Origin of the sequence: Micromonospora sp. NPDC049102 (assembly GCF_043197485.1) — a bacterium.
In the GTDB taxonomy this organism is placed as follows: domain Bacteria; phylum Actinomycetota; class Actinomycetes; order Mycobacteriales; family Micromonosporaceae; genus Micromonospora.
Genome location: NZ_JBICTE010000005.1, coordinates 83,303 through 109,711, shown reverse-complemented (window position 1 = coordinate 109,711; position 26,409 = coordinate 83,303). Strand labels below are relative to the sequence as shown.

The 26,409-nt window shown below is 70.9% G+C and carries 28 protein-coding genes; 11 read left to right on the top strand and 17 right to left on the bottom strand.

What is annotated here, in order from left to right; translation table 11 throughout:
- Nucleotides 1–24 precede the first annotated feature (24 nt).
- Both xseA and ACGFH9_RS07970 read left to right on the top strand, forming a co-directional pair.
- Nucleotides 25–1,260 (top strand): exodeoxyribonuclease VII large subunit, encoded by a 1,236-nt coding sequence (gene xseA / locus ACGFH9_RS07975; RefSeq protein ID WP_393216783.1) that lies wholly within the window; start codon nt 25–27, stop codon nt 1,258–1,260.
- Nucleotides 1,261–1,290: 30 nt separating this feature from the next.
- Nucleotides 1,291–1,512: an exodeoxyribonuclease VII small subunit gene (locus ACGFH9_RS07970; protein WP_393216781.1), complete on the top strand. Its 222-nt coding sequence runs from the start codon at nt 1,291–1,293 to the stop codon at nt 1,510–1,512.
- 107 nt (nt 1,513–1,619) lie between these two features.
- Here ACGFH9_RS07970 and ACGFH9_RS07965 read toward each other — a convergent pair whose 3' ends face one another.
- The 3 genes from ACGFH9_RS07965 to ACGFH9_RS07955 form a co-directional block, all read right to left on the bottom strand.
- Nucleotides 1,620–2,471, bottom strand: a complete 852-nt coding sequence (locus ACGFH9_RS07965) for a hypothetical protein (protein ID WP_393216779.1) — start codon at nt 2,469–2,471, stop codon at nt 1,620–1,622.
- A 232-nt stretch (nt 2,472–2,703) separates the two neighbouring features.
- Nucleotides 2,704–3,516: a hypothetical protein gene (locus ACGFH9_RS07960; protein ID WP_393216777.1), complete on the bottom strand. Its 813-nt coding sequence runs from the start codon at nt 3,514–3,516 to the stop codon at nt 2,704–2,706.
- A 117-nt stretch (nt 3,517–3,633) separates the two neighbouring features.
- Nucleotides 3,634–4,446 (bottom strand): DUF4245 domain-containing protein, encoded by an 813-nt coding sequence (locus tag ACGFH9_RS07955; RefSeq protein ID WP_393216775.1) that lies wholly within the window; start codon nt 4,444–4,446, stop codon nt 3,634–3,636.
- Nucleotides 4,447–4,604: 158 nt separating this feature from the next.
- Here ACGFH9_RS07955 and glpX point away from each other — a divergent pair, with 158 nt between their 5' ends.
- Together glpX and ACGFH9_RS07945 are read left to right on the top strand one after the other, a co-directional pair.
- Nucleotides 4,605–5,636, top strand: coding sequence for a class II fructose-bisphosphatase (gene glpX / locus ACGFH9_RS07950; RefSeq protein WP_393216773.1), 1,032 nt, complete (start codon nt 4,605–4,607; stop codon nt 5,634–5,636).
- Complete coding sequence (locus tag ACGFH9_RS07945) at nt 5,633–6,607, top strand: DMT family transporter (RefSeq protein ID WP_393216771.1); 975 nt, start codon at nt 5,633–5,635, stop codon at nt 6,605–6,607. Before glpX ends, ACGFH9_RS07945 begins: the two co-directional genes overlap by 4 nt.
- 132 nt (nt 6,608–6,739) lie before the next feature.
- On the opposite strand, the gene ACGFH9_RS07940 is transcribed toward ACGFH9_RS07945, so the two are convergent.
- From ACGFH9_RS07940 to ACGFH9_RS07915, 6 genes are all read right to left on the bottom strand, one after another.
- Entirely contained in the window at nt 6,740–7,708 is a 969-nt protein-coding gene (locus tag ACGFH9_RS07940; RefSeq protein ID WP_393216769.1) for an NAD(P)/FAD-dependent oxidoreductase, read from the bottom strand.
- 105 nt (nt 7,709–7,813) lie between these two features.
- Nucleotides 7,814–8,467, bottom strand: coding sequence for a rhomboid family intramembrane serine protease (locus tag ACGFH9_RS07935; RefSeq protein WP_355239451.1), 654 nt, complete (start codon nt 8,465–8,467; stop codon nt 7,814–7,816).
- Nucleotides 8,468–8,576: 109 nt separating this feature from the next.
- A complete protein-coding gene (locus ACGFH9_RS07930; RefSeq protein ID WP_393216767.1) occupies nt 8,577–9,254 on the bottom strand; it encodes a lytic transglycosylase domain-containing protein in 678 nt (225 codons plus the stop codon).
- Between the two features lie 278 nt (nt 9,255–9,532).
- The gene (locus tag ACGFH9_RS07925; RefSeq protein ID WP_393216765.1) at nt 9,533–10,948 is read right to left on the bottom strand and encodes a PhoH family protein; all 1,416 of its coding nucleotides are present in this window, start codon (nt 10,946–10,948) and stop codon (nt 9,533–9,535) included.
- A 414-nt stretch (nt 10,949–11,362) separates the two neighbouring features.
- Entirely contained in the window at nt 11,363–11,716 is a 354-nt protein-coding gene (locus ACGFH9_RS07920; RefSeq protein ID WP_393216763.1) for a hypothetical protein, read from the bottom strand.
- A 31-nt stretch (nt 11,717–11,747) separates the two neighbouring features.
- A complete protein-coding gene (locus tag ACGFH9_RS07915) occupies nt 11,748–12,119 on the bottom strand; it encodes a hypothetical protein (RefSeq protein ID WP_393216761.1) in 372 nt (123 codons plus the stop codon).
- Between the two features lie 264 nt (nt 12,120–12,383).
- Here ACGFH9_RS07915 and ACGFH9_RS07910 point away from each other — a divergent pair, with 264 nt between their 5' ends.
- From ACGFH9_RS07910 to otsB, 3 genes are all read left to right on the top strand, one after another.
- A complete protein-coding gene (locus ACGFH9_RS07910) occupies nt 12,384–12,827 on the top strand; it encodes an XRE family transcriptional regulator (RefSeq protein ID WP_355239439.1) in 444 nt (147 codons plus the stop codon).
- 162 nt (nt 12,828–12,989) lie between these two features.
- Nucleotides 12,990–13,343 (top strand): hypothetical protein, encoded by a 354-nt coding sequence (locus ACGFH9_RS07905; protein WP_355239436.1) that lies wholly within the window; start codon nt 12,990–12,992, stop codon nt 13,341–13,343.
- Nucleotides 13,344–13,409: 66 nt separating this feature from the next.
- Nucleotides 13,410–14,234: a trehalose-phosphatase gene (gene otsB / locus ACGFH9_RS07900; RefSeq protein ID WP_393216759.1), complete on the top strand. Its 825-nt coding sequence runs from the start codon at nt 13,410–13,412 to the stop codon at nt 14,232–14,234.
- Here otsB and ACGFH9_RS07895 read toward each other — a convergent pair.
- The 4 genes from ACGFH9_RS07895 to ACGFH9_RS07880 form a co-directional block, all read right to left on the bottom strand.
- Nucleotides 14,231–15,001 carry an isoprenyl transferase gene (locus ACGFH9_RS07895; protein ID WP_355239430.1) on the bottom strand — a complete coding sequence of 257 codons (771 nt, stop codon included), beginning with the start codon at nt 14,999–15,001 and terminating at the stop codon, nt 14,231–14,233. The genes otsB and ACGFH9_RS07895 overlap by 4 nt on opposite strands.
- Nucleotides 15,002–15,032: 31 nt before the next feature.
- A complete protein-coding gene (locus ACGFH9_RS07890) occupies nt 15,033–16,175 on the bottom strand; it encodes an NAD(P)/FAD-dependent oxidoreductase (RefSeq protein WP_393216757.1) in 1,143 nt (380 codons plus the stop codon).
- A gap of 221 nt (nt 16,176–16,396) precedes the next feature.
- On the bottom strand, nt 16,397–17,254 hold the full coding sequence (locus tag ACGFH9_RS07885) for a hypothetical protein (protein ID WP_393216755.1): 858 nt from the start codon (nt 17,252–17,254) through the stop codon (nt 16,397–16,399).
- A 31-nt stretch (nt 17,255–17,285) separates the two neighbouring features.
- Nucleotides 17,286–19,136 carry a phosphoenolpyruvate carboxykinase (GTP) gene (locus tag ACGFH9_RS07880; RefSeq protein ID WP_393216753.1) on the bottom strand — a complete coding sequence of 617 codons (1,851 nt, stop codon included), beginning with the start codon at nt 19,134–19,136 and terminating at the stop codon, nt 17,286–17,288.
- 441 nt (nt 19,137–19,577) lie between these two features.
- On the opposite strand from ACGFH9_RS07880, the gene ACGFH9_RS07875 reads away from it, so the two are divergent.
- The 3 genes from ACGFH9_RS07875 to ACGFH9_RS07865 all read left to right on the top strand — a co-directional run bounded on the left by ACGFH9_RS07875 (nt 19,578) and on the right by ACGFH9_RS07865 (nt 21,562).
- Nucleotides 19,578–20,114, top strand: coding sequence for a GtrA family protein (locus ACGFH9_RS07875; protein WP_393217014.1), 537 nt, complete (start codon nt 19,578–19,580; stop codon nt 20,112–20,114).
- Between the two features lie 63 nt (nt 20,115–20,177).
- Nucleotides 20,178–20,888, top strand: a complete 711-nt coding sequence (locus ACGFH9_RS07870; protein ID WP_393217013.1) for a GtrA family protein — start codon at nt 20,178–20,180, stop codon at nt 20,886–20,888.
- Nucleotides 20,885–21,562, top strand: a complete 678-nt coding sequence (locus ACGFH9_RS07865) for a MaoC/PaaZ C-terminal domain-containing protein (RefSeq protein ID WP_393216751.1) — start codon at nt 20,885–20,887, stop codon at nt 21,560–21,562. Before ACGFH9_RS07870 ends, ACGFH9_RS07865 begins: the two co-directional genes overlap by 4 nt.
- Before the next feature lie 45 nt (nt 21,563–21,607).
- On the opposite strand, the gene ACGFH9_RS07860 is transcribed toward ACGFH9_RS07865, so the two are convergent.
- Together ACGFH9_RS07860 and ACGFH9_RS07855 are read right to left on the bottom strand one after the other, a co-directional pair.
- Nucleotides 21,608–22,180 carry a PH domain-containing protein gene (locus ACGFH9_RS07860; protein ID WP_393216749.1) on the bottom strand — a complete coding sequence of 191 codons (573 nt, stop codon included), beginning with the start codon at nt 22,178–22,180 and terminating at the stop codon, nt 21,608–21,610.
- 175 nt (nt 22,181–22,355) lie between these two features.
- Entirely contained in the window at nt 22,356–23,231 is an 876-nt protein-coding gene (locus tag ACGFH9_RS07855; protein ID WP_393216747.1) for a biotin--[acetyl-CoA-carboxylase] ligase, read from the bottom strand.
- An 85-nt stretch (nt 23,232–23,316) separates the two neighbouring features.
- On the opposite strand from ACGFH9_RS07855, the gene ACGFH9_RS07850 reads away from it, so the two are divergent.
- The gene (locus tag ACGFH9_RS07850) at nt 23,317–24,900 is read left to right on the top strand and encodes an acyl-CoA carboxylase subunit beta (RefSeq protein WP_355239412.1); all 1,584 of its coding nucleotides are present in this window, start codon (nt 23,317–23,319) and stop codon (nt 24,898–24,900) included.
- A gap of 111 nt (nt 24,901–25,011) precedes the next feature.
- On the opposite strand, the gene ACGFH9_RS07845 is transcribed toward ACGFH9_RS07850, so the two are convergent.
- Both ACGFH9_RS07845 and ACGFH9_RS07840 read right to left on the bottom strand, forming a co-directional pair.
- Nucleotides 25,012–25,878 (bottom strand): hypothetical protein, encoded by an 867-nt coding sequence (locus ACGFH9_RS07845; protein ID WP_393216745.1) that lies wholly within the window; start codon nt 25,876–25,878, stop codon nt 25,012–25,014.
- A complete protein-coding gene (locus tag ACGFH9_RS07840; RefSeq protein WP_393216743.1) occupies nt 25,871–26,371 on the bottom strand; it encodes a SigE family RNA polymerase sigma factor in 501 nt (166 codons plus the stop codon). The genes ACGFH9_RS07845 and ACGFH9_RS07840 overlap by 8 nt, the downstream gene beginning before the upstream one ends.
- Between the last annotated feature and the right edge of the window lie 38 nt (nt 26,372–26,409).

Below are 26,409 nucleotides of genomic sequence, written 5' to 3'. Positions count from 1 at the left end.
CGAGGGCATCCGTAGGGTTGGGGCGTGAGTGGTGTGGGTGGGGGCGCGAGTTCGGCGGAGGAACCTTGGCCGGTTCGGGTTGTCTCGCAGAAGGTCGGGGCGTGGATCGCCAAGCTGGGCTGGGTGTGGGTGGACGGGCAGGTGGCGCAGATCAGTCGGCGTCCCGGGGCCACCACGGTCTTCCTGACCCTGCGTGACCCGTCCGCCGACCTGAGCCTGACCGTCACCACCAACCGTGACGTGCTCGACGCGGGCGCACCGGAGCTGCGCGAGGGCGCCCGGGTGGTGCTGCACGCCAAGCCGGAGTTCTACGCCGCCCGGGGCACGTTGAGTCTGCGGTCCGACGAGATCCGGCAGGTGGGGCTCGGTGAGCTGCTGGCCCGGTTGGAGAAGCTCAAGAAGCTGCTCGCCGCCGAGGGCCTGTTCGACCGGGCCCGCAAGCGCCGGCTGCCGTTCCTTCCCGGCCGGATCGGGCTGATCACCGGCCGGGCGTCCGCCGCCGAGCGGGACGTGCTGACCAATGCCCGTCGGCGCTGGCCAGCCGTGGAGTTCCGGACGGTCAACGTCGCCGTGCAGGGGCCGTCCGCCGTACCGCAGATCGTGGACGCCCTCAAGGTCCTGGACGCGGACCCGACCATCGATGTGATCATCATCGCCCGGGGCGGTGGGGGCATCGAGGATCTGTTGCCCTTCTCCGACGAGGCGCTCTGTCGGGCCGTCTTCGCCTGCCGTACCCCGGTGGTCAGCGCGATCGGCCACGAGACGGACGCGCCGCTGATCGACTACGTCGCCGACCTGCGGGCCTCCACCCCGACCGACGCGGCCAAGCGGGTGGTTCCCGACCTCACCGAGGAGGTACGCCTCATCGGTCAGGCCCGGCACCGACTCCAGCGGGCGGTCCGCCACCTGGTCGACCGCGAGTCCCACCGCCTCGACAGCCTGCGGTCCCGGCCGGTGCTGGCCCGCCCCCAGGTGATGGTGGAGCACCGCGCGACCGAGTTGGCGGCGCTGCGTCAACGCGCCAGCCGCTGCCTGGACCACCGGCTCGCGGCCGCCGACGACGATCTGCGACACACCCTCGCCCGGCTGCGCGCCCTCTCCCCCGCCGCGACGCTGGACCGGGGGTACGCGATCGTGCAACGCGCCGACGGGCACGTCGTCCGCGCGGCGACCGAGGTGGGCAAGGGCGATCCGCTACGGGTACGCCTCGCCGAGGGTGAACTGGCCGCGACTGTCGACGGGGACGTGGCGACGCGGTGACGTCGACCGGGGTGTGCTGAGATGGACGCGATGACTGACGACACGAAGACCGGGCCGGACGAGCGGCTCAGCTACGAGCAGGCCCGCGCCGAACTGGCCTCGGTGGTCGAGCGGCTGGAAGCCGGTGGCACGTCCCTGGAGGAGTCGCTGGCGCTCTGGGAGCGCGGCGAGGCGCTGGCGGTGATCTGCCAACGCTGGCTGGACGGCGCCCGGGAGCGGATCGACGCCGCCCGCCAGGACCCCTCAGCCTGATCGCGGGCCGGAGGTGACGCCGCCGAGCCCGGCGGCGACATCACGACGGCCGCCGGGACCGGCACCGTCGGTGGGGCGACCGGAGCCACCCCACCGACGTACGGCGGTCAGTTGAACAGGCTGTACAGCTCGGCGGGCGCCTCGACGACCTGGTCCGCCGGGGGCTTCTGGGCCGCGGTGGCGGTGCCGTAGTCGGAGTACGTCATCTTGATCTCCTGGGCTGTGGTCTGGCCGGAGGCCGGGAGTTGCAGCACCAGTTCGCTCAGCCGGCCCTGCGGGTCGACCTTCGCGGTGAACGGGACCGTCTTCGCCTGGGTACCGAGCGCGGCGATCGTGGCGGCGTTCAACGAGCCCGCCTCGGCGGCCTTGGTGACGTCGACGGTGCCGGCGTACGTGCCGGTGCCGGTGCTGCGGACCTCGGTGATGCCCTGGGTCAGCACGGTGCTGCCGGCCGGGTCGACCTTGTCGAAGTCGAAGCCGAGGTTCTTGTTGCCCTTGATGCGCGCCTGGTCGAGGTGCTGGTACTTGCCGAGGTTGAGCTGCTTGATCGCGGGCAGGCTGTCGGCGGTGGGGCCGGTCAGTTCCAGCTTCACCCAGCTGTCCGGCTTGGCGTGGATCACGTCGAGCTTCATGGCCAGGTCGGAGGAGGGACCACCGATGGCGAACTTCAGAGCGGCGCTCTGACTCGGCTGGTGCACCTGCCCCTCGGCGGTGGACCCGGCGCCGGAGAGGGTGAACCGGAAGTTGCCGTTGCTGATCTCCTTGGTGGAGTCGAGCAGGGCCTGCTTGGCGTCACCGGACACCGGCGCACCGCCGGACTGGCTCGGCGCGCCGGACGCGCTCACCGTCGGGGACGCGGTCGACCCGGCGGTGCCGGTCGTACCGCCGGCGCAGGCGGCCAGGGCGGGCGTGAACAGGGCGGCGGCTACCAGGCCGGCACCGAGTCGTCGAACAGTCATACGTGTCTCCCAAGGGGTCACCCGACGACCTTGGCGGCGCCGGAAACCGGGCGACGCGGCAGCCCTTCGGCCACGTCGCGCGATCCGGGCCGAGCGGCACGCCCGGATCACTCTCTCCTTGTTCCCTGTCGAGGGGTCGGACAATCACCCTTCTTGTCCGGTTACTCGCGAACAACCGGCGTCGGACGGACCGGACCGGGGTGACCGGTGGCCACCCCGGTCCGTAGACGGCCTACTTGAACAGCTCGTACGTCTCCGCCGAGGCCTCGACGACCTTGTCCGCCGACGGCTTCTGCGCGCCGGTGCCGGTGCCGTAGCCCGCGTACCCGATCTTGATGTCGTGCGCCGCGGTCTCGCCGGCGGCCGGGACCGAGATGACCAACTCGGTGAGGCGGCCCTGCGGGTCGAGCTTGGCGGTGAACGGCAACGCCTTGGCCTGCGCGCCCAGCGCCGTGACGACGTCCTCGTCGAGGGCGACCGACTCGGTGGAGGCGGTGATGTCGATCTTGCCGGCGTAGGTGCCCTCGCCGGTCTTCTGCACCTCGGTCAGGCCCTTGACCAGGGTCTCGCTGTCGAGCGGGTCGAGCGTCTCCGGGTCGAGCTGGAGGTCCTTGATGCCCTTGGCCTTGGTCTTGTCGAGGTGCTGGTACTTGCCCTTGTTCTTGGCCGCGCCGGGGATCATCGCGCCCAGGGCACCGCCGACATCCATCTTCACCCAGCTCTCCGAGTCGATGTAGATGAGGTCCATCTCCATCGACACGTCCTGCGAGGCGTCGCCCAGCTTCATGGTCAACTGCGCGCTGTTGCTGGGCTTGTGCACCAGGCCGCTGCCGGTCAGGTCGGCACCCGCGAGGGTGAAGGTGAAGTCCCCCTTGGCCGCCTCCTTCGTGGAGGCGAGCAGCGCCTCCTTCGGGTCGGCGGGCACGGCCGGTGCGGTCGGGCTGGGCGCGGCGGCCGGCTCGGCAGCGTCCGACTTGCACGCGGCCAGGCCGGGGACGAGCAGGGCGGCGGCGAGGAAGCCGAAGCTCCACCGTCGAATGTTCACTGGGTTCTCACTTCACCGGGAATGGACATGGCCCGGTCGCAGCGTGCGGACCGGACCGAGCCGAGGGAGCGTAACGGATGAGCCCTCCGGCGTGGGGGCCTGTCGACGGTGGACTCGTCAGCGCAGCGCGCCGGCGAGTTCCCGCAGTTCGTTGTCCCGTGCATCGCCGATCACGAGCACCGCGCGGTTCGGCTCGAGCAGGACCAGCGCCTGCTGGTTTCCGCGGGCCGTGTACCGCTGCCAGGTGCGGCCATCCAGCTCGGTCTGGCCCTGTGGCTGGCCCTGGTCGGTCAGTTCGGCCGGGAGCAGCCGCTCGGCCGGCACGCTGCTCTGCACGAGCTGCACACCCCGCCCCTCGGGCGTGAGGTAGCCGATCCGCAGCGTCGCGCCGCCATCGACGGTCTGGTAGCGGGCGCTGACCGTACGCCAGCCGGACCCGAGCCCCTGCGGCTCGCTCACCGCGAAGGCGTTCGCGGAACGCGCCTGCTCGATGGCCGGAGCCGGGTCGACGGTGGTGGCCTGGTCCCCGCCGAGGAAACCCCGGTAGAACGCCAGCAGCAGCGCGATCGGGATGAGCAGCACCAGCAGCGAGATCGCCATGTCCTTGGGTGACCGCTCGGCCTTCGGCGACCGCTCGGCCTTCGGCGACCGCTTGGCCCTGGCCGTCGTCGCCGCAGCGGCCCGGGGCGGCGGCGCGGGACGTTCACCGGTTCCCGCCACGTCGTCGGGCCCACCGGCGAGGTCAGCCGGCACCGGAGGCTGCGCCGACGGGTCCGGCGTCGGCTCACCGGCGACGAGGGCCGGCTCGCCGGCGGCCGGCGTCGCAGGGTCCGTCGCGGCGGGCTCGGAAGCCGCGAGGTCGGCCGGCGGCTGGCCGTCGGGCGGCGTGCGGTCGGCGGGTACGCGGTCGGCAGGCTGTGCGGGTTCCACCCTGCCATCTTCGCAGCAGCCCGACCGGCGGTATCCGGCCCATCACCGCCCCGCACCGTCGCTCGGTCGGCCATCGTGTGAGGATCAGCGACAAAGCCGGCAGCGGTGCCGCTCCGCCGCCGGCTGTCCCCGCACCGTCGCGAGGAGGAGCAGCCGTCATGACGAACACCAGGACGCGGATCCCACAGGATCTCGACCGTAACCTGGCCCTCGACCTGGTCCGGGTCACCGAGGCCGCGGCGATGGCCGCCGGCCGCTGGGTCGGTCGGGGCGACAAGGAGGGCGGCGACGGAGCCGCCGTCGACGCCATGCGCAAACTGATCAACTCGATCCAGATGCGCGGCATCGTGGTGATCGGCGAGGGCGAGAAGGACAACGCCCCGATGCTCTTCAACGGCGAACACGTCGGCGACGGCACCGGCCCGGAGGTGGATGTCGCGGTCGATCCCGTGGACGGCACCACCCTGATGAGCAAGGGCATGCCGAACGCCCTCGCGGTGCTCGCCGTCTCCGAGCGAGGCGCGATGTTCGACCCCAGCGCGGTCTTCTACATGGAGAAGCTCGCCGTCGGCCCGGCGTACGCCGACGTGATCGACATCAACGCCGGAGTGGCCGAGAACCTACGTCGGATCGCCAAGGTCAAGGGCACCGACGTCTCCGAGGTGACGGTCTGCGTACTGGACCGCAGCCGCCACGACGACCTGGTCACCCAGATCCGCCGGACCGGCGCGGGCATCAGGTTCATCTCCGACGGCGACATCGCCGGTTCCATCCTGGCGGCCCGCGGCGAGTCGGACGTCGACGTGCTCATGGGTATCGGCGGCACACCGGAGGGCATCATCTCGGCCTGCGCGCTCAAGTGCATGGGCGGCGCGATGCAGGCCAAGCTCTGGCCGCGCGACGCCGAGGAGCGGGAGAAGGCGCTCGCCGCCGGGCACGACCTGGACCGGGTGCTCGGCACCGACGACCTGGTCACCGGGGACAACTGCTTCTTCGTGGCGACCGGCGTCACCTCCGGCGACCTGCTGCGCGGGGTGCGGTACCGGGCCGGTGGCGCGTACACCCAGTCGATCGTGATGCGCTCGAAGAGCGGCACCATCCGGGTCATCGACTCGTACCACCGGCTCGAGAAGCTGGCACTCTACTCCGCTGTCGACTTCGACGGTCGTCCGCTCGCCGAACAGGAGTGAACGGCACCGGCACCGCGACACCGCCGACCCGGTCCGCCACCCGCCGGATCATCGGTGTCGCGCTGGCCTCGGTCGCCGGGGTCGCGGTGGCGGTGCAGTCCCGGATCAACGGCGAACTGGGCGTACGCCTGGCCGACGGGTTCGCCGCAGCGGTGGTCTCGTTCGGGCTGGGCCTGGTGGTGCTGCTGGTCCTCGTGCCGGCCACCCCCGGCGGACGACGAGGGCTGCTCGCGGTGCGACGCGCACTCACCGCCGGCACCCTGCGCCCCTGGCAGTGCCTGGGCGGGATGTGCGGCGCGCTCCTGGTGGCCACGCAGGGGCTCACCATCGGTGCGCTGGGGGTGGCGGTCTTCACCGTGGCGGTGGTCGCCGGCCAGTCCGGCAGCAGTCTCGCGGTCGACCGCGCCGGCATCGGCCCGACCGGTCGGCAGCCGATCACCCGTCAGCGCCTGGCCGGCGCGGTGCTCACGGTCCTCGCGGTCGTCCTGGCGGTCGCTGACCGGCTCGGCGACCCCGGAGGGTTGGCCCTGGCGGTGCTGCCCCTGCTGGCCGGGGTGGGCATCGCGTGGCAGCAGGCCGTCAACGGCCAGGTCCGCGCTGCGGCCGACAGCGCGTTGACCGCCACGCTGGTCAACTTCGCCGTGGGTACGGTCACCCTGCTGGTCGCGTTCGCGATCGACATCGCCGTACGCGGCTGGCCGACCGGTCACCTGCCGAGCGAGCCGTGGCTCTATCTGGGCGGCCCGATCGGCATCGTGTTCATCGCGATCGCCGCCACGATCGTGCGCTTCACAGGTGTGCTGCTGCTCGGCCTGGCCACCATCGCCGGTCAGGTGATCGGGGCCGTCCTGCTGGACCTGGTGCTGCCCACAGCAGCCTCACACCCGGGGGTGAACACCCTGCTAGGGGCCGCGCTCACGATGCTGGCCGTACTGGTAACCGCCCTGGCACCACCCACCGTCAAACCCTGACCGGGCCGAGGTCGAGGCCCACCAACCCGCGCCGATCTTGCGGTTTCTGTCGCGACCTAAGCCGCATTTGCACACACTTCAGCAACAGAAAGTGCAAGATCGACGCGGGTGGGGGCGCCACGTCGGCCACAGTCAGCCCACGTCGGAGGAGTGCCCGGGGAACAGGTGGGCGCTCGGGTCGATGGCCACCGCAGCGTTGTTGACCGCCGTGGCGGCCTCGCCGAAGCCGGTGGCGATCAGGCGCACCTTGCCCGGGTACTCGGTGATGTCGCCGGCCGCGAAGACCCTCGGCAGGTTCGTCGCCATCGCGCTGTCCACCACGATGTGCCGGCGGTCCAGTCGGAGCCCCCATTCGGCGAGCGGGCCCAGGTCGGCGGTGAAGCCGAGGGCGGCGACGACCGTGTCCACCGGCAGGGTCTCGGCCGCGCCGCCGCGCACGGTCACCTCGGCACCGGTCACCGTGGCGTCCCCGACCAGGCGGGTGACCTCGGCGTTGACCACCACCCGTACCGGCAGGGACAGCACCCGGGCGACCGTCGAGGCGTGTGCCCGGAATTTCTCCCGTCGGTGCACGAGGGTCACCGAGCGGGCCAGCGGTTGCAGCGCCCGCGCCCAGTCGAAGGCCGAGTCGCCGCCGCCGACGATGAGCACGTCCCGGTCGGTCAGCTCGGCCGGGTCGGTCACGAAGTAGACGATGCCGTCGCCGGGGGCGCCGTCCGCGCAGGGCAGCGGCCGTGGGCTGAAGCTGCCGAGCCCGCCGGTGACCACGACCGCGCCACAACCGAGCTGTTCGCCGCCGGCCAGGCCCAGCACCGGCCGGTCGTCGGCGTACGACAGCTTCTCGGCCCTCGTCCCGAGCAGGTACCGCGGACCGAAGGGCGCCGCCTGGGCGACGAGGTTGGCGACCAGGTCTCGCCCCTTGACGGCGGGGAAACCGGCGACGTCGAGGATGAGCTTCTCCGGGTACATGGCGGTGATCTGGCCGCCCGGCTCCGGCAACGCGTCGATCACCGCCACGGACAGCCCTCGGAAACCCGCGTAGTACGCGGCGAAGAGGCCGGCGGGACCGGCTCCGATCACGGCGACATCGACCTCGCGCATGGCGTACCGTCGCTTTCCGCTCGCGGATCAACGCGTGCTGATCACGACGGTAGGCGGGGCGCAGCGGTCGGGCAAGCATGTCCCAGAGGCGCGCCGACGAGCAGGTCAGGGCAGGCTGAGGGTGGACCCCGAGTAGTCCGGACCGTCCACCGTGGGCCGGCGACGACGGAACAGGATCGCCGCCACCACGCCGCCGAGCAGCCCGAACAGGTGCCCCTGCCAGGAGATCCGTTCGTCGGTGGGGAGGATGCCGACGAGCTGCCAGCCGTACAGCAGGCCGACGAGCAGGAAGACGGCGAAGTTCCACCAACTGCGCTCGACGATGCCGCGGGTGAGCAGGATGCCGAGGTAGCCGAAGATCACCCCGCTCGCGCCGACCACGATCGAGTTCGGCGAGCCGGTGAACCAGACCCCCAGCCCCGAGACCAGGATGATGATCAGGGTCGACCACAGGAACCGGCGCGCGCCGGCGGCCAGCACGAAGGTGCCCAGCAGGATCAGCGGGATGCTGTTGCTGTAGAGGTGGTCGAAGCCGTGGTGCAGGAACGGCGAGAAGAAGACCCCGTCGAGGCCGTCGATGCGGTGCGGGATGATGCCGGCGGTCGCGTCCAGACCGAACGCGAGCCCCTGGTCGATCGCCTCGATGAGAAAGAGGAACGGGACCACCGCGCACATGGCGACGAAGGCCCGGCCGAGCGAGGCGTAGAACGCCTCGGTGCCGAACCGGAACGGGTCGCCGCTTGGCGGGTGCAGGCTCACCCCCCAACTGCTATCAGCAAACGGGGCCGACCGCCACTCGCATCCCGACCGGGGTACGCGCGACGGCGGGGCGGATGGTCGTCCATCCGCCCCGCCGTCGGACGTCGTGTCAGTAGTGGCCGTTGTTCTGGAAGTAGGTCCAGGCGCCACAGGGCGACTTGTACTTGCCCTTGATGTAGCCCAATCCCCAGATGATCTGGGTGGCCGGGTTCGTCTGCCAGTCGTCCGCGACCGAGCCCATCTTGCTGCCCGGCAGCGACTGCGGAATGCCGTACGCGCCGGAGGAGCCGTTGCTGGCCTTGTGGTTCCAGCCGCTCTCCTTGGTCCAGAGCTTCTCCAGGCAGGGGAACTCGGAGATGCCGAAGCCCTTCTCGAGCATCAGCGCGCAGCCGATCTTGCGGTTGCCGCTGTACTCCGCGCAGGATGCCGGGATCGGCCCGTCGTACGGCTTGGCGGCCTTCTCCGCCGCGTCCCGCTCGCGCTTGCGCGACGCCGCTGCGGCCTCGGCCCTGCGGGCCCGCTCGGCGGCCTCCTTGGCAGCCTGGGCCGCCCGCAGCTTGGCCTGGTACTCGGCGGCCCGCTGCCGGGCGAACCCGACCTGGTGGCTGGCCTGGCGTTCGCGCTGGTAGGCGAAGTCGACGCGGTCGACCTCGACGCTCTCCTGCGCGGTCAGGCCCTGTTGCTGGGTTTCCCGGTCTTCGCCCAGGTAGAAGCCACCGGCGACGCCCACGGAGAGCAACGCGACAGCGGCCGTACGGGCGCCCAACCGGCTCCACAGCCGACTCACGAAGTGGTCCCTTCGTCGGGGGCAAGGACACGGCGCGGCACCGGGCCATGTCAGCCCTTCAGCCGTGCCGTGAGCGCCCCGACCGGTGAGCCGGTCGCGCCGACGTACCGACCGTCACTGATGCCGTCCCGACCTGGGACCACGATCATCGACGATGCTTGTGGTGCGTGGGCGCTCGTGGGACACCATCGCGCACAGTGAGACACATGGGAAACCGACCACGCCGTTTGTGATCTGTGCCACACCCAGAATGGGGACGAATAGCTACAAAAGCCGCATCACAACGGGATGCCCTCCAACAGGTCGGTCACCATCGCGGCGATCGGCGATCGCTCCGAACGGCTGAGCGTGACGTGGGCGAAGAGCGGATGACCCTTCAATGCCTCGATCACCGCGGTCACGCCGTCATGCCGGCCGACCCGCAGGTTGTCCCGCTGAGCCACGTCGTGGGTGAGCACCACCCGCGATCCCTGCCCGATGCGGGAGAGCACGGTCAGCAGCACCCCGCGCTCCAGCGACTGGGCCTCGTCCACGATCACGAAGGCGTCGTGCAGGCTGCGCCCCCGGATGTGGGTCAGCGGCAGCACCTCGAGGATGCCCCGCGAGGTGACCTCCTCCAGCACGTTCTCGTGCACCACAGCGCCGAGCGTGTCGAAGACCGCCTGCGCCCACGGCGACATCTTCTCCGACTCCGAGCCAGGCAGGTAGCCCAACTCCTGACCGCCGACGGCGTACAGCGGGCGGAACACGATGACCTTCTTGTGCCGGCGACGCTCCATCACCGCCTCCAGGCCGGCGCAGAGCGCCAGTGCCGACTTGCCGGTGCCGGCCCGTCCACCCAGCGAGACGATCCCGATCGTCTCGTCGAGGAGGAGGTCGAGGGCGACGCGCTGCTCGGCGGAGCGGCCGTGCAGCCCGAACGCCTCCCGGTCGCCCCGGACCAGCCGAACCGACTTGTCGGCGAGCACCCGCCCGAGCGCGGAACCACGGGACGAGTGCAGCACCAGCCCGGTGTGGCAGGGCAACCCGGCCGCCTCGTCCACGTCGAGCGTCTCACCGGCGTACAGCGCGGAGATCTGCTCCTCACCGAGATCCAGCTCGGACATGCCCGTCCAGGTGGGGTCACTGGCCTGGCCGTGGCGATACTCGTCGGCGCGCAGACCCACCGAGGCCGCCTTGACCCGCAGCGGCATGTCCTTGCTGACCAGCGTCACGTCCCGTCCCTCGGCGGCGAGGTTGAGCGCCACCGACAGGATCCGGGCGTCGTTGCTCTCGGTGCGAAAGCCGGGAGGCAGCACGCCGTCGTCGGTGTGGTTCAGCTCGACCCGCAGGGTGCCGCCGACGTCGTTGGCGGGCACCGGCGTGTCCAGCCGACCGTGCAGGATGCGCAGTTCGTCGAGCATCCGCAGCGACTGCCGGGCGAACCAGCCCAGCTCCGGATGGTGCCGCTTGCCCTCCAACTCGGTGATGACCACCAGCGGCAGCACCACCTCGTGCTCGGCGAAGCGGTGGAACGCCGCCGGGTCGGACAGCAGCACGGAGGTGTCCAGAACGAATGCCTGCCCCGCTGGTCGGGGCTCCTTGGGATCGGCCGGCGCGGCGGCCGCCGTACGGCGGCTCCGGGTGGCACGGCGGGTCGTGGCAGTCGCGGCCGGGGTCTGGTCGGCACCGGCGGTGGTACGGCGAGTCGTCACAGGCCTGCTCCGACGGATGGGCACCCGGCCACCCGTGTTCCGCCTCGTCCGGTGCCCGGGGACACGGGGTCGGATGCGGAACCCCGTGCGCGAGGTCGCAGATCCGGGCGGACCGGCTGGCTCGGGAGAACCCCGCGCCATGCCTAGACGCTAGCGGCGGCGGACCGTCCCGGCTAGGGGCGATCGTGGATCTCTGGAGACGGCCATGTGAACAGCGCCGAACGGACGAGCCGGCGCGGGGACGTCCCACGACGCGGCGAGCCGGCCGGGATGCATGCCCCCTGCGCGCATCCCGGCCGGCGGGGCCACCGTCACCGGTCTGACGTGGCCCCGACGGTGCGTGTCCGTCGCGGACGACGCACCGCGTTTCCGCGCGCCGGTCGGCGGGACGCTCGCAGCGGCCCGCCGGCCGACTCAGCCGGTCCGTCGAACGAGCGTGCCGGTCGGGTGCCGCCCGGCGATCGGGGCGGCCGGCGCGGTGAACGACGAACCGGTGTAGGTGGTGCCGGGGCGGGCCGCCGTTTCGGGGCGTACCACCGTGCCGGCGGAGCGGACGGCCGCGGGCGAGGAGACCGACAGCGCGCTGGCGATCGCCGCCTGGGCGTCGCGTCGACGGCGGTTCCAGGCGCCCCGGTCGCCGTCGAAGTAGCCCTGGCGGTACCCGAAGCGGTAGCCGATCCGGTAGCTGAGCTGTCCGTGCAGGCGACCGGCGGCGTAGCTGGTGGCACCGAGCACCAGGACGAGGAAGACCACGAGGAACGGGCTCATCGGGCGGCTCCGCCCCGGCCCGGACGCGTGCTCATCGCTCCTCCGGCTCGACGATTGTGGGATCGGCGGTGGTGGGCTCGGCGGTGGGGTCGGCGACCAGCAGCCGGTCCAGGTCGTCGGTGCTGACCTCCTCGACCAGCTCGACGCTGATCCGGCAGCCGTCGAGCACGACCTCGGCGACCGAGGAGCGGCGGATCTCCCCGCCGGCGTCGTAGACCCGGACGCTCAGCTCGGGGCAGCCGAGGTGGGTACGCCAGGCGTTCCACTCGGTGCGGTCGCCAACGCTCAGCGACAGGTATCGGCAGCCTTGGGCGAGGTAGAGGCGCCACGGGGCACTCAACCCCGCGGCCACTCCCTCGGCGATCAGCCCGAAGGCCTGGGCTCGGGTGGCGAGCTCGGTCACCACACCCCCTCGGCACCGGGGGCGTGACGCATGTGAGCACCAATCGTCTCATGCACGTGACACACCGTAGATTGTCCCATGAGCGTGACAGTATCAGCTTTTCGTCCGCTTACGTTCACCACGACGGGCATCTATTATGCCCGGGTGACACCCCTCCAAAGTGATTCTGGATCGTTTACCGCGAATCTGAGAGTGCCGTCACGTCTGCGTGACAGCAGCGTGGCTGGGCAAACACCTGCGGACGCCTGGTCGTACCGTCACGGGGTGACCGAGACGGCCAACGCGCGAAAAATCGCCTTCGCCACCTTCGTTCGGCGCGCCCTCGACGAGGCTCGGGCGACGCGCGCCTGGAGCGGCACCGAGGTGTCACGACGTACCGGCGTCTCGCGGCAGACGATCAACCGGTGGGTTCGTGGCGACTGGGCCAGCGACCCCGAAGCCGAACGCGTGGTCGCGTTCTGCGAGGGCCTCGGGCTGAATCCCGCCGCCGCCTTCGCCGCGCTCGGCTGGGACCGCACCGCGAGCGGTCCACGCGCGGGTCAGCCGGCCCCGCCGATGGACCCGGACGTGGAGGCCCTGCTGCGCCGCCTGGTCGACCCGAACGTGTCGGACGCGGAGAAGTTCCACATCCGCGAAACCATTAGATACCTCGCATACCGCCCAACGTTGCCGGTCGATGTCCGAAAAAGAGGGAATCAGGCCGGGTAGTTCCTCAGATGGCGAAAGAACGCCTGGTCAGGTTCATTCGTTTCGCTCCGGGGCAGGATCGGGCACGCTAGCGTCCCTATTCGTACTGCTTGGGCTCGTCATCGGCGGGGGGACGGGACAAGGCCGAACCTAGCCCTGCGGGACAGAAGGAGGGGTCTGTCCATGACCCTGAAGTGGTGGGCAGTCGTGGTCGCCACGGTGTCGTTGACGCTGTGGGCGACCGGCAACGTGGTGACCCTCGCGGTCAACGGTGGGCAGCTGCCGCTGCTCGTCAACCTGCTCGCGCTCACCAGCGCCGGCACGGCGGTCATCCTGGCCGTCGTCGCGGAGCTGCACGAGCGGCTCAACGACCGGATCAGCGCACTCACCGAGTTCCTGGTGGCACGCCTCACCGAGATAGAGACCCACACCGGGGATCGCAACACCGGCTTCGTGGAGGGCTACCTGCTGAGCCACGGCCAGGAGGCGGCGGTGGTGCCGTTCGGCCGCCGAGGACGAGGGGCCGCCGAACGCTGACGAGCGCCGCCGAGTGGGTCCGCTCGGCCAGGAATAGGCCCCCAACGCCGGGGTACGCTGACGCGCGTGCCGCCGTTGAATCTGGGCAACCACCAGCCGAGGACCCCGCTGAACGCCGACCAGGCGTGGCAGATAACTGCCGGCCGGGCCGCCGGAACCGTGCTCTTCTTCGACTTCGACGGCACACTCGCGCCCGTCGACGACGACCCGACGGCGGTTCGGCCCGCGCCCACCGCGCTCGCCGCCATCGAGGCGCTGGCGCCGGTGGTGCAGCGGATCGCGATCGTCTCCGCGCGACCCGTCGAGTTCCTCCGCGACCGCCTCGGCGAGCTGAGCGGCGTTGACCTCTACGGCCTCTACGGCCTGGAGCACAGCCACTCCGGCGGCGAGACCGTCACCGAGCCCACCGCCCTGCCGTGGGTGCCCACCATGTCCGAGCTGGCCGACCTGGCTCGGGAGGAGCTGCCGCCCGGCGCCCTCGTGGAGTACAAGCGGCTCTCGGTCGCGCTGCACTGGCGTACAGCCCCGCAGCTCGGCACGACGGTGCAGCAGTGGGGTCAGGCGCAGGCCGACCGGCTGGGGCTGCGGGTCCAGGCCGGCCGGATGGTGCTGGAACTCAAGCCACCCGTCGACCGGGACAAGGGCATGGTGATCGGCGAGGTGGTCCAGGGCGCCACCGGCGCGTGGTACTTCGGCGACGACGTCTCCGACATCAAGGCGTTCGCCGCGGTCCGTGCCCGAGCCGAGGCGGACCCGGACTTCTTCGGCGTCTGCGTGGCCGTCGCGAACCCGGAGACGGGCGAGGAGGTGGCCGACGCCGCCGACCTGACCATCGAGTCCCCGGACGCGCTTGGCGACTTCCTGACCCGGGCCCTGAGCCGGCTGCCCTAGGCGCCGTAGCGGCGCTGGCGGGTGGCGTACGAGCGCAGCGCGCGCAGGAAGTCGATGTGCCGGAAATCCGGCCAGTTCAGCTCGCAGAAGTAGAACTCCGAGTGCGCGGACTGCCACAGCATGAACCCGGACAGCCGCTGCTCCCCGCTCGTGCGGATGACCAGGTCGGGGTCGGGCTGACCACGGGTGTAGAGGTGCTCGGCGATGTGTTCGACGTCCAGCACCTCGGCCAACTCCTCGATGGTGCCGCCGGAGGCGGCGTGCTCGAGCAGCAGCGAACGGACGGCATCGGTGATCTCCCGCCGTCCGCCGTACCCGACGGCGATGTTGACCTCCGCGCCGCCGCTGCGGTCCCGGGTACGCTCCTCGGCCCCCTTGAGGGCCGCGGCGGTCTGAGCGGGCAGCAGGTCCAGCGCGCCGACGATGCGCAGCCGCCAGGGATTGCCCTCCTCCGACAGCTCCACCACCAGGTCCTCGATGATCTGGAGCAGCGGATCCAGCTCGCTGGCCGGGCGGCGCAGGTTGTCGGTGGCGAGCAGATAGAGGGTGACGTGCCCGACACCGGCCTGGTCACACCACCCGAGTACGTGCTTGATCTTCGCCGCGCCGACCCGGTGCCCGTCGTTCGGGTCGACGTAGCCCATTTCCCGGGCCCACCGGCGGTTGCCGTCGCACATCACTCCGACGTGTCGGGGCACCGGCTTGCCCGCGAGCTTTGCCGTGAGCCGGCGCTCGTACACGGAGTAGATAAGGTTCCGCAGCGTCATCACCTAGCAGCGTAGCGACCCTCCCGCCGGATCACCCCTTCGGAGGGCGATCCCCGCCGGACAGTTCGATGCCGATCATGCCCAGCGTACGGGCGGTGAGCCGCCCGTCGCCGAGCCCCAACTCGACAACATCGTCGAAGACCCGGTCGTCCCGACGGGCGGCCCGCACGGCCGCGTCGACCACCCGACGCCGCCGTGCCAACCAGGCGGCCACCGAGCTGTGGCGCAGGTGGGTGCCGAGGCGACGACGCAGACCCGCGGCGTAGCGGCGGGCAGCTGCCTCGGGCTCGCGGGCCGCTGCGGCCCCGGCCAGCGCACCGGAGAGCAGCGCGTAGAAGATGCCCTCCCCGGTGAACGGATTGATCAGCGACAGGGCGTCCCCGGCGAGCAGGGTGCGGTCCCGACCCGGCGTCGGCCGGTGCGTGGACAGCGGCAGGTGGTGGGCGCGCAACGCGGTCACCGTCGACAGGTCGGTGCCGGGCAGCAACGCGGCCAAGCGGTCCAGCAGGTACGTCCGGCTCAGCGGCTCGCCACGCAGCACCTCCCCGTACCCGACGTTCGCCCGACCGTCGCCGATCGGAAACGACCAGGCGTACGCCGGCCAGCGCGCCTTGGAGGTGACGATGAGCTGCTCGGGTGGGCCGGGCAGCGCGGGGGCGTACCCACGGATGGCCAGCGCGAGGTGCCGGTCGGGGTTGACCGGATGACCGAGGGCCCTGCGCACCACCGACCCGGCCCCGTCCGCGCCCACCACCACCCGGCCGGACAGCTCCCCGTCGAGCACCACCCGATCGCCGCGCGGCTGGACCCGGCGCACGCTGTGCCGGCGCAGTTGCGCGCCCGCGGCCACCGCGGCGGCCACCAGTCGCGCGTCGAAGACCTCCCGGGGCACGGTGTACGCCGGCCGGGGCAGCGCCCGAGCCACCGCCTGGCCGCCCGGCGCGACCATCCGCAGCGCGGGAAGCGGGGCGTACCCGGCCACCGCGTCGGTCACGCCCAGCTCGGTGAGCACGTCCACCGAGTGCGCCGCGATCCCGTCGCCGCACGCCTTGTCCCGAGGGAAGTCGGCACGGTCCAGCAGCAACACGCTGGCACCCGCCCGGCAGGCCGTCAGCGCGGCGGCCGCTCCGGCCGGACCCGCACCCACCACCACCACGTCGAACTCGTCGCTCACCGCGCACCTCCCGTCCCGACCGCTGTGACCACCGCCACGCAATCTTCCCCCACCCAACCCCGCCCCGCCCCCCGCCCACGCCCACGCCCACGCCCACGCCCACACCCACACCCACGCGATCTTGCACTTTGTGTCGACGCTTCGCACCTTTAAGGACGTTTCGTCGCAGCAGAATCTGCAAGATCGCCGCGCGACGAGGGGGGGTGGGGGTGGGGTGGGGGTCAGGCTGGGGTGGGGTCGGGGGCGCGGGAGGCTCGGCGTAGGCCGTAGAGGGCCAGGGCGGCGGCGGCCAGCAGGGGTGCGCCGTCGCGGATCAGGCCGTCCAGGCCCAGCAGCCACCAGCACAGCGGCAGGTCCACGGCGAGGACGCCCACCGTGACGACGACCAGCAGGCCACGTGCCCAGTCCTTGCCACGCATCAGGAACGCGGTGCAGAACAGCACGGCGTAGCTGGCCGCGATGCCGGCGCCGAACCAGAACAGCACGGCCGGTACGGCGGAGAGCCGATCGTCCAGGATGGCGCCTCCGGCCACCAACGCCGGCACCAGCATCAGCGGGCTGTAGGTGAACGCGGCCACCCGGCTGGTCAACAACCACGCGCTCGCCTGCGGCCGGCGCGGCGGGGTCTCCCGCCACGAGATTCCAGCCCTGTCGATGACGAGGCGGTGCCGATGCCGCACGAGATGCCCGGCGAGCGCAGACGAGCGGTAGAGCAGCCAGACCACCGCCACGCAGAGCGCGCTGAGCACGGCGAAGCCGAGCAGGCCTGGCAGCGGTGGCACCCCCTGTCGAGGGACGATGAGCCGGCCGACGGCGAAGATCGTGGTGACCGCGAGGATCAGCCCGAACGGGCGGGCCACCGTCCGGCCACGGCGCACATGACCGATCAGCAGCAGGAAGCCGAACGAGCGCAGCATGGCCCAGCCGGTGCGTACCGCCAGACCGAAGCCCTGCTCCGGGGCGTACCACCAGTTGAGCAGCTCGACCACGACGGTGGCCGCCGCCGTCGTCGCGAGCAGGAAGGTGAGCGCCCGGACGGCGGACGGCCGCCGAACCTCGGTCTCGGCGGCCGTCCTCATGGGACCCGTTGTTGCCCGCGACGGGCGATGTTCACACCTGGCGCTGGGGCTGCGCCGCGTCGAGTCGGGCACGCAGCGCGTCCAGCTCGGCCCAGAGCACGCCGGGCAGCTTGTCACCGAACTTCTCGAACCACTCGGTGATCATCGGCAGCTCGTTACGCCACTCGTCCGGGTCGACCTTCAGCGCGATCCGGACGTCCTCCGGGGTCATGTCCAGCCCCTCGACGTCGAGCGCGTCCTGTGCAGGGACCATGCCCACCGGGGTGTCGACCGCGTCCGCGGTGCCCTCGATCCGCTCGACGATCCACTTGAGCACCCGGGAGTTCTCCCCGAAGCCCGGCCACAGGAACGAGCCGTCCGGGTCCTTGCGGAACCAGTTGACGTAGTAGATCTTCGGCAGCTTGGCCTCGTCGCCGTCGGCGCCCTTGCCCATCTCGATCCAGTGCCGGAAGTAGTCGCCCGCGTGGTAGCCGATGAACGGCAGCATCGCCATCGGATCGCGGCGGACCACGCCGACCGCGCCGGACGCGGCGGCCGTCGTCTCCGACGAGAGCGTCGCACCCATGTAGACGCCGTGCACCCAGTCGCGGGCCTCGGTGACCAGCGGGACGGTGTCCTTGCGCCGGCCGCCGAAGAGGATCGCGTCGATCGGCACGCCGTTCGGGTCGAAGTACTCGTCGGCGAGGATCGGGCATTGGGTGATCGGGGTGCAGAACCGGCTGTTCGCGTGCGAGGAGAGGCTGTCGCTCTCCGGCGTCCAGTCGTTGCCCTTCCAGTCGATCAGGTGCGCCGGGGGCTCGCCCATGCCCTCCCACCAGACGTCGCCGTCGTCGGTGAGGCCCACGTTGGTGAAGACCGAGTTGCCCCGGTCCAGCGTGCGCATGGCGTTGGCGTTGGTCTTCCAGTCGGTGCCCGGCGCGACGCCGAAGAGGCCGTACTCCGGGTTGACCGCGTAGAGCCGGCCGTCCGGGCCGAACCGCATCCAGGCGATGTCGTCGCCGATGGTCTCGACCTTCCAGCCCGGGATGGTCGGCTCGACCATGGCCAGGTTGGTCTTGCCGCAGGCGGACGGGAAGGCGCCGGCGATGTGGTGGACCTTGCCCTCCGGTGAGGTGATCTTGAGGATGAGCATGTGCTCGGCGAGCCAGCCCTCGTCCCGGCCCATCACGCTGGCGATACGCAGCGAGTAGCACTTCTTGCCGAGCAGCGAGTTGCCGCCGTAACCGGAGCCGTACGACCAGATCTCGCGGGACTCCGGGAAGTGCGAGATGTACTTGGTCTCGTTGCAGGGCCACGGCACGTCCTGCTGGCCCGGGGCGAGCGGGGCGCCGATGGAGTGCAGCGCGTGCACGAAGTCCGCGTCGTCGCCCATCGCCTCGAGGATCGCCGCGCCCATCCGGGTCATGATGCGCATCGAGGCCACCACGTACGGGCTGTCGGTGATCTCGACACCGAACATCGGGCTCTCGGCCTCGACCGGGCCCATCACGAACGGGATGACGTACATGGTGCGACCGCGCATCGAGCCGCGGTACAGCTCGGTCATCGTCCGCTTCATCTCGGCCGGCGCCATCCAGTTGTTGGTGGGGCCGGCGTCCGCCTCGTCGACGGAGCAGATGTAGGTGCGCTCCTCGACCCGGGCGACGTCGGACGGGTCGGTGCGCGCGTAGAACGAGTTCGGCTTCTTCTCCGGGTTCAAGCGGATGAGGGTGCCGGCCTCGACCAGCTCATCGGTGAGGCGACGCCACTCCTCGTCGGACCCGTCCACCCACACGACCCGGTCGGGGGTGGTCAGTTCCGCGACCTCACGGACCCAGGCAAGCAGTTTCGGATGGGACGTCGGGGCCTGATCGATACCCCGCACTACAGCCGGAGCAACCATGACACATCTCCTTGTGGTCGACGCTGACCGATCTATGGGATGCACGAGTCTCAGCGACGCGAAGCGCCGCCTTCGTGGAAACCTGGGATTGGGCTCAGCGTAAACCGGGCAGCCTTCCGAGTCAGTGGGACTGGTTGTGAAGAACTGCACAAGCTACGGCCACGCTGCGGCATCGCGATCTGATACCCGCTTTCCTGCGCAGTTTCACGCAAATCTTGTTGTGCACCCCGGTCGACGCGCGTTGCGGTTGGGCCGTCAACCCACCCCGCCGACCGGTTCGCGGATTCCCGTTCCGAGGCGCGTCAGTCCTCCCACCTGGTTACGCTGCGTTCAACCGCGGCGCACCGGCTGAAAGGGCCCGCATCGGCGACGATGTCCCCCTCGCCGTTGCTCCCCCGCCGACACCTCGACAGCCGGTAGGCTCGCCCCGTGGCCGCCACGATGACCGGGGAGCAACCGGGTCCCCGGCAGACCCGACCGGGTCTGGTCCGTGGACTGCTCGACCGTTTCGGTCACCTCGTGCACGAGCTGAGCAAGTTCGCCACCGTGGGCGGGATCGCCTTCCTCATCGACTTCGCGCTCTTCAACTACCTGACCAGCGCGCGGGGCATGGAGCAGGTGACGGCCAAGACGATCTCGACGGTGATCGCCGCGACCTTCGCCTTCCTGGGCAACCGTTTCTGGACCTGGCGGCACCGCCAGCGCAGCAACCCGGCCCGGGAGTACGCGCTGTTCTTCTTCTTCAACGCTGTCGGCCTGGGGATCGCGGTGGCCTGCCTCGCGATCAGCAGGTACGGGCTCGGCAGCATCTGGCCGGCCGTGTTCCAGACGCAACTGGCCGACAACATCGCCAGCTTCGTCGTGGGCACCGGCCTCGGGACGCTGTTCCGATTCTGGTCCTACCGGCGGTTCGTCTTCGTCGAAGCGGGAACTCCGGTCGTGCCGCAGGTGGAGCTCGACCGGGACCACGGTGCGTGACCTGCCGCTTACCTCGCCCGGCCGGTGATCGCCGGCTTCACCGACTGCCCTAAGGTGTTTCGCATGCGTCTTGTCCGTCTGCTGCCTGAGCGCTGGCAGAAGTTCATCCATGAGGCGCTGAAATTCGGCATCGTCGGCGGCGTGAACACCGTCATCAATTACGCGGTGTTCAATGTCCTTGCACTTACCGTTTTCGTCAACGGTCAGTTGAAGGCGAACGTGATCGCGACGCTCGTCGCGACGATCACGTCGTATCTGATGAATCGTCACTGGACGTACCGGGATCGCCCGAAATCGGCGATGCGTCGGGAGTACGTCCTGTTCTTCCTGTTCAACGGGATCGGCCTGCTCATCGAGCTGGGGGCCGTCGCGGCGGCGAAGTACGGGCTCGGCGTACACGGCCTGCTGGCGCTGAACGTGGCGAAGACCGCTGGTGTCCTGCTGGGCACCCTGTTCCGGTTCTGGTCGTACCGCACCTTCGTCTTCCAGCCCGTCACGCCGGCCGCGGACGCCGCGAAGACCGAGCCCACCTGGCACGACATCCCGCGCGACGAGTGGGACACCATGGCCGAGATGGACCCGGTCGCCGAGCTTGCCGAATCGGTCTCCGAGCTGGAAGAGGCGCAGTCCGCCGAGCGTCCCGAGCCGACACCCGGCCCGACCGGCGCCGCTCCGGTTCAGGGGCGGCCGTTGACCGGCGGCCTTCCGGCCGACCTGGACGCGGAACTCGCCGCGGAGCTGCACGCGGGCACTCGTCGCGCACCCCGCCGGTGACGCCACCCGCCCTCCGCTCCGGCACCGGAGCGCCCGCCGAGCTGTTCTTCGAGGACCTCGTCCCGGGCCTCACCGTCGACCTCGGGACGGTGACCGTGGACGGCGACGAGATGCGGGCGTTCGCCCGGCGCTTCGACCCGCAGTGGTACCACGTCGACCCGGAGCTGGCCGAGGCCAGCCGGCACGGTGGCGTCATCGCCAGCGGCTTCTACACGGTCAGCCTGTTCATGCGGGCGTACGTCGACCACCTGCTGTCCCGCGCGGCGGCCGACGCCTCCCCCGGTCTGGAGGAGCTGCGGTGGCTCGCCCCGGTACGCGCCGGGGACCGTCTCGCCGTGCGGGTCGACGTCATCGGCGCCCGCCCGTCGTCCGCTCGCCCGGGGCTCGGCACCGTCATCCTCACCGGCACCATGCTCCGCCTCGGCCCGGACAACCGGCCCGAGCAGGAGGTGCTGCGTACGCGCTTCCGCGGTTGGTTCGCGCTGCGCCCGGTCGAGACGGACACCGAGCCGGAACCGTCTTCGGCAGAGCCGACGGACGCCGCGCCGCCATCGGCCGAGCCGGCCGGAACCGAGCCTGCCGTGACCGCGCCGGCAGAGGCGGGACCGCAGCAGGCCGGCCCGGTGCAGGCGCGACCATCCGAGCAGACGACCCAGGCCGAGCAGCACGCCTGATCACCCCGGCCCACGCGCGGGCCGGGGTGATCAGTGCCGATCCGATCAGCTCGTGGTGTCGCGCAGCGGCTTGCCCTCGCGCATGTCGGCGAGGATGTCGCGCATCTCCCCGTCGCCCAGCGAGTGCTTGTCGTGCTGCGCCTCGACCAGCTCGTAGAGGGTGGTCTGCACCCGGCTGACCCCCGGTACGTCCTTGAGCACCGACTGACCGCGCTCACCGGCGGACTCGATGGTGAGGGTGCCGCAGCCGAGCATCCGCTCGAAGAAGTGCTGGTTCATCGAGTGGTCGTTGATCCGGGTGAGCGGGAGGTCCCGCCGGTCCCGGGAGAAGACACCCTGCTGCAACAGCACGCGCTCGTTGGTGAACAGGTAATGGGTGGTACGCCAGACCAGGAACGGCCACAGACCGAGCCAGAGCACCGCCACCAGGCCGATCACGCCGATCACGGCCAGCGCGATCGAACCGCCGGAACTCTCGGGTAGCAGCAGCACGCCGACCACCACCGCGGCGATGGCGACGACCAGCACCAGAATCGGCCGGACAAGGGCCTTCCAGTGCGGGTGCAGGTGTAGCACGACGTGCTCGTCCTTCGTGAGCACGTCTTCGGGGAACGCCACGACAACCTCCAACGCCTTTTCTTTGACGCGCCGACGGTAAACCCCGAAAGCCAGTCGGCGACATCCGCCACGCGGCCCCACCCCAGCTTCCGCGATCTTGCACTTTCGGTCGCCGCTACGCGCCCTTGAGCCCGATACGCCACGACAGAAAGTGCAAGATCGCCGCGGAGGGGGGCTAGCGCACGTGTAGGACGTCTCCGGCGGCTATGGACCGGGTTTCCAGCGGGGTGGTTAGTTGGAGTTGGCCGTCGCTGTCGATGCTGGTTGCGGTGCCGGTTCGGGTCTCGCCGTTGGGCAGCAGGACGCGTACGTCGCGGCCGATCGTGGCGCAGGAGGCCAGGTAGGCGGCGCGTAGACCACTCGCCTCGGCGTCTCCGCCGGCGGTGCGCCAACGGTCGTACCAGTCGGCGAGCGCCCGCAGCAACGCCCGCAGCAGTGGGTCCCGGTCGGTGGCCGCCGCGCCGGCCAGTTGCAGCGACGTGGCCGGCAACCCGGTCGGGTTCACCGGTAGCTCGTCGGCGCGCAGGGTCACGTTGAGACCGATGCCGAGGACGATGGCCGGCGGTTGTGCCGGAGAGCGCCCCGGCACCGCCTCGGCCAGCACGCCGGCACACTTCGCATCCCCGATGAGCAGGTCGTTGGGCCACTTCAGGGTCGCGTCCAGCTCGGCCAGCCGGGCCACCGACTCGACAAGCGCGACGCCGGCGAGGAGGGGCAGCCAGCCGTACCCCGTGGGTGGAACGGCCGCCCAGTCGCGGTCCGGCACGGCCTCGCCGGGCCGCAGCAGCACGCTGGTGGTGATGCCGGCGCGCGGTGGCGACTGCCAGACCCGGCCGCGACGGCCGCGCCCGGCGGTCTGCCGCTCCGCGACCACGACCAGACCCTCCGGCTCGCCCGCCGCGGCTGCCTCGGACACGTCCGCGTTGGTGGAGCCGGTCTCGGCGTACAGCTCCAGACGCGTCCAGGGGCCGTTCGGCGCGACCAGCGCGCGCCGCAGCCGGGCCGCCGACAGCGGTGGTCGGTCCAGATCGGTGTACGGGGAGCCCGGCATACCGTCAGCCTACGGCGGCGACCGGTACGGGCGTCGAGGCGTACTGCACAGCCGCACGGACCTGAACCATCGTTATATTCCCTGGGTGACTACCGAGACCGGGACCAACATCCACAGCACTGCCGGCAAGCTGGCGGACCTGGAGCGCCGGGTCGACGAGGCGGTGCACGCCGGGTCGGCGCGTGCGGTCGAGAAGCAGCACGCGCGGGGCAAGAAGACCGCCCGCGAGCGCATCGAGATGCTGCTCGACGAGGGCTCCTTCGTCGAGCTGGACGAGCTGGCCCGGCACCGGTCCACGGCCTTCGGCCTGGAGCGCAACCGCCCCTACGGCGACGGCGTGGTGACCGGCTACGGCACCGTCGACGGCCGGCAGGTCTGCGTCTTCGCCCAGGACTTCACGGTCTTCGGCGGTTCGCTCGGTGAGGTCTTCGGCGAAAAGATCGTCAAGGTGATGGACCTCGCCATGAAGATCGGTTGCCCGGTGGTCGGCATCAACGACTCCGGCGGCGCCCGCATCCAGGAGGGCGTGGTGTCGCTCGGCCTGTACGGGGAGATCTTCTTCCGCAACGTCCGGGCGTCCGGGGTGATCCCGCAGATCTCGCTGGTGATGGGGCCCTGCGCGGGTGGCGCGGTCTACTCCCCGGCGGTCACCGACTTCACCGTCATGGTCGACCAGACCTCCCACATGTTCATCACCGGCCCCGACGTGATCAAGACCGTCACCGGCGAGGACGTCGGGATGGAGGAGCTGGGCGGGGCCCGTACGCACAACACGCGCAGCGGCAACGCGCACTACCTCGCCAGCGACGAGGACGACGCGGTCGACTACGTCAAGGCACTGCTGTCGTACCTGCCGTCCAACAACCTCGACGAGCCGGTCGTCTTCGAGGCCCCGGCGGACCTGGAGATCACCGACGAGGACCGTGCGCTGGACACGCTCATCCCGGACTCGGCCAACCAGCCGTACGACATCCACACCGTCATCGAGCACGTCCTCGACGACGGGGAGTTCCTGGAGGTCCAGCCGCTCTACGCGCAGAACATCGTCGTCGGCTACGGCCGGGTCGAGGGTCGGCCGGTCGGTGTGGTCGCCAACCAGCCGATGCACTTCGCCGGCACCCTGGACATCGCCGCCTCGGAGAAGGCCGCCCGGTTCGTGCGCACCTGCGACGCGTTCAACATTCCGGTGCTGACCTTCGTCGACGTGCCCGGGTTCCTGCCCGGCACCGGCCAGGAGTGGGACGGCATCATCCGCCGGGGCGCGAAGCTCATCTACGCGTACGCCGAGGCGACCGTCCCGAAGGTCACCGTGATCACCCGCAAGGCGTACGGCGGGGCGTACGACGTGATGGGCTCCAAGCACCTCGGCGCGGACCTGAACTTCGCCTGGCCGACCGCACAGATCGCCGTGATGGGCGCGCAGGGCGCGGTGAACATCCTCTACCGCTCGGAGCTGGCCGGTTCCGACGATCCGGCGGCGGTCCGGGCCGAGAAGATCGCCGAGTACGAGGACACGCTGGCCAACCCGTACGTGGCGGCCGAGCGCGGGTACGTCGACTCGGTGATCGCCCCGCACGAGACGCGCACCCAGATCGTCCGGGCACTACGCGTCCTGCGGACCAAGCGCGAGACCCTGCCGCCCAAGAAGCACGGCAACATCCCGCTCTGACCGCTCGCTTGATCCGCTCGCTTGATCCGCTCGCTGTTTTCGCGCAACTTCGGGGAAAGTGCTGCTTCCCTGCCCTGGGAGGCAGCAACATCCCCGAAGTTGAGCGGACGGTCAGCAGGCCGGGTTGGCAGCGGGACACAGTCGCCGGGCAGCGACTCGACCCAGCGCCTCGAGGTCCGCGTCGTGCAGGCCCAGGTCCGGATTGGGCTCCAGCACGGTGAGCAGGTCGCCGACCCGGACCATGACTGTCATCCCGACCGGGCTGGAGCGCTGGAGTGCCCTTTCGGTGGTGGCCGGACCAGCGGGGGCGAACGGTACGTACCGCACCAGGATCGACTCGTCACCGGCGAAGTTGCTCGCCGCCGTCTCCCAGGCATGCCTGCTCTCGTTCGGCGTCGTCTCACCCGCCACCAGGGTGCGCTCGGCGACATACCACTCGGGGCAGGCGTCGAGCAGCACCCTCAGGTGAGTGAAGAGTCGCGTGCTCACCAGCGGGTCGACCCGGTAGATGTCCTGGCTGAGTTCGACCCGCGCCGGCGCGCCACCGTCCTTCGTCGACGACAACAGGGTCTGCGACCGCGAGTAACGGGAGTACGCGGGCACCGCCGGCACGCCACGGTCGTCGCCGCATCTCTGCAACGTCGGATCCAACCGGACGACCTCCCCGAGGCCGGCATCGCCGAGCTGCACGGGGTTCTTCACCGGCACCTCGGTGACCGCCAGCAGGGAGTCCAGGGGAATGTCCGCCCGAGCGGGGCCCTGCGTCGACACGGGCAGGGCGGCATCGGGCGCAGCGGAGGTGCCTCCCGTCAGGGCGTATGCCGGGCCCGTCACCGCCGCGAGCACCGCGACGGTCGCCAGCGCGACGGTACGACGACTGCGGCGACGGGCACGGGCCCGGATCTCCTGCGGCTCCGGCCACTGCACGTCGCTCAGGTCGCGGTGGACCTGTTCGACGAATGCCAGGTCGTCATGCATCGGTGGCCTCCTCCAGCTCAGAGACGGCGAGCAGACCGGCGAGCGCGGTACGCCCCCGGGAGAGGCGGGCCTTGACCGTGCCGACGGGGGCGGCGGTCTCCCGCGCCACCTCGGCGACCGGCATGCCCATCAGGTAGTACAGGGCGATGGCGGTGCGTTGCTCCTCGGGCAGTCGGCGCAGCGCGGCGACCACCTCGACCGTGTCGGTGCCCGGCCCGGGAACGGTCTCGGTCGCGCCGTGCCGCAGGTACGCGCGGGCACGGCTGCGCAGGCTGCGCCACCGGCTGACGGCGATACGGCTGGCGACCACCCGTACCCACGCCTCCGGGTCGTCGTAGGCGCTGATCGTCGACCAGCGCTGCCAGGCCCGGATGTACGCCTCCTGCACGGCATCCTGCGCCTCGACCCGGTCGCCGGTGAGGGCGTAGACGAAACCGAGCAGCCGTTGGCGGCTCCCCCGGTAGAACTCGTCGAACCCGTCGACGTCCGGCACCCCGCTACCTCCCGTGTCGGTCGCAGGGAACACGCGCC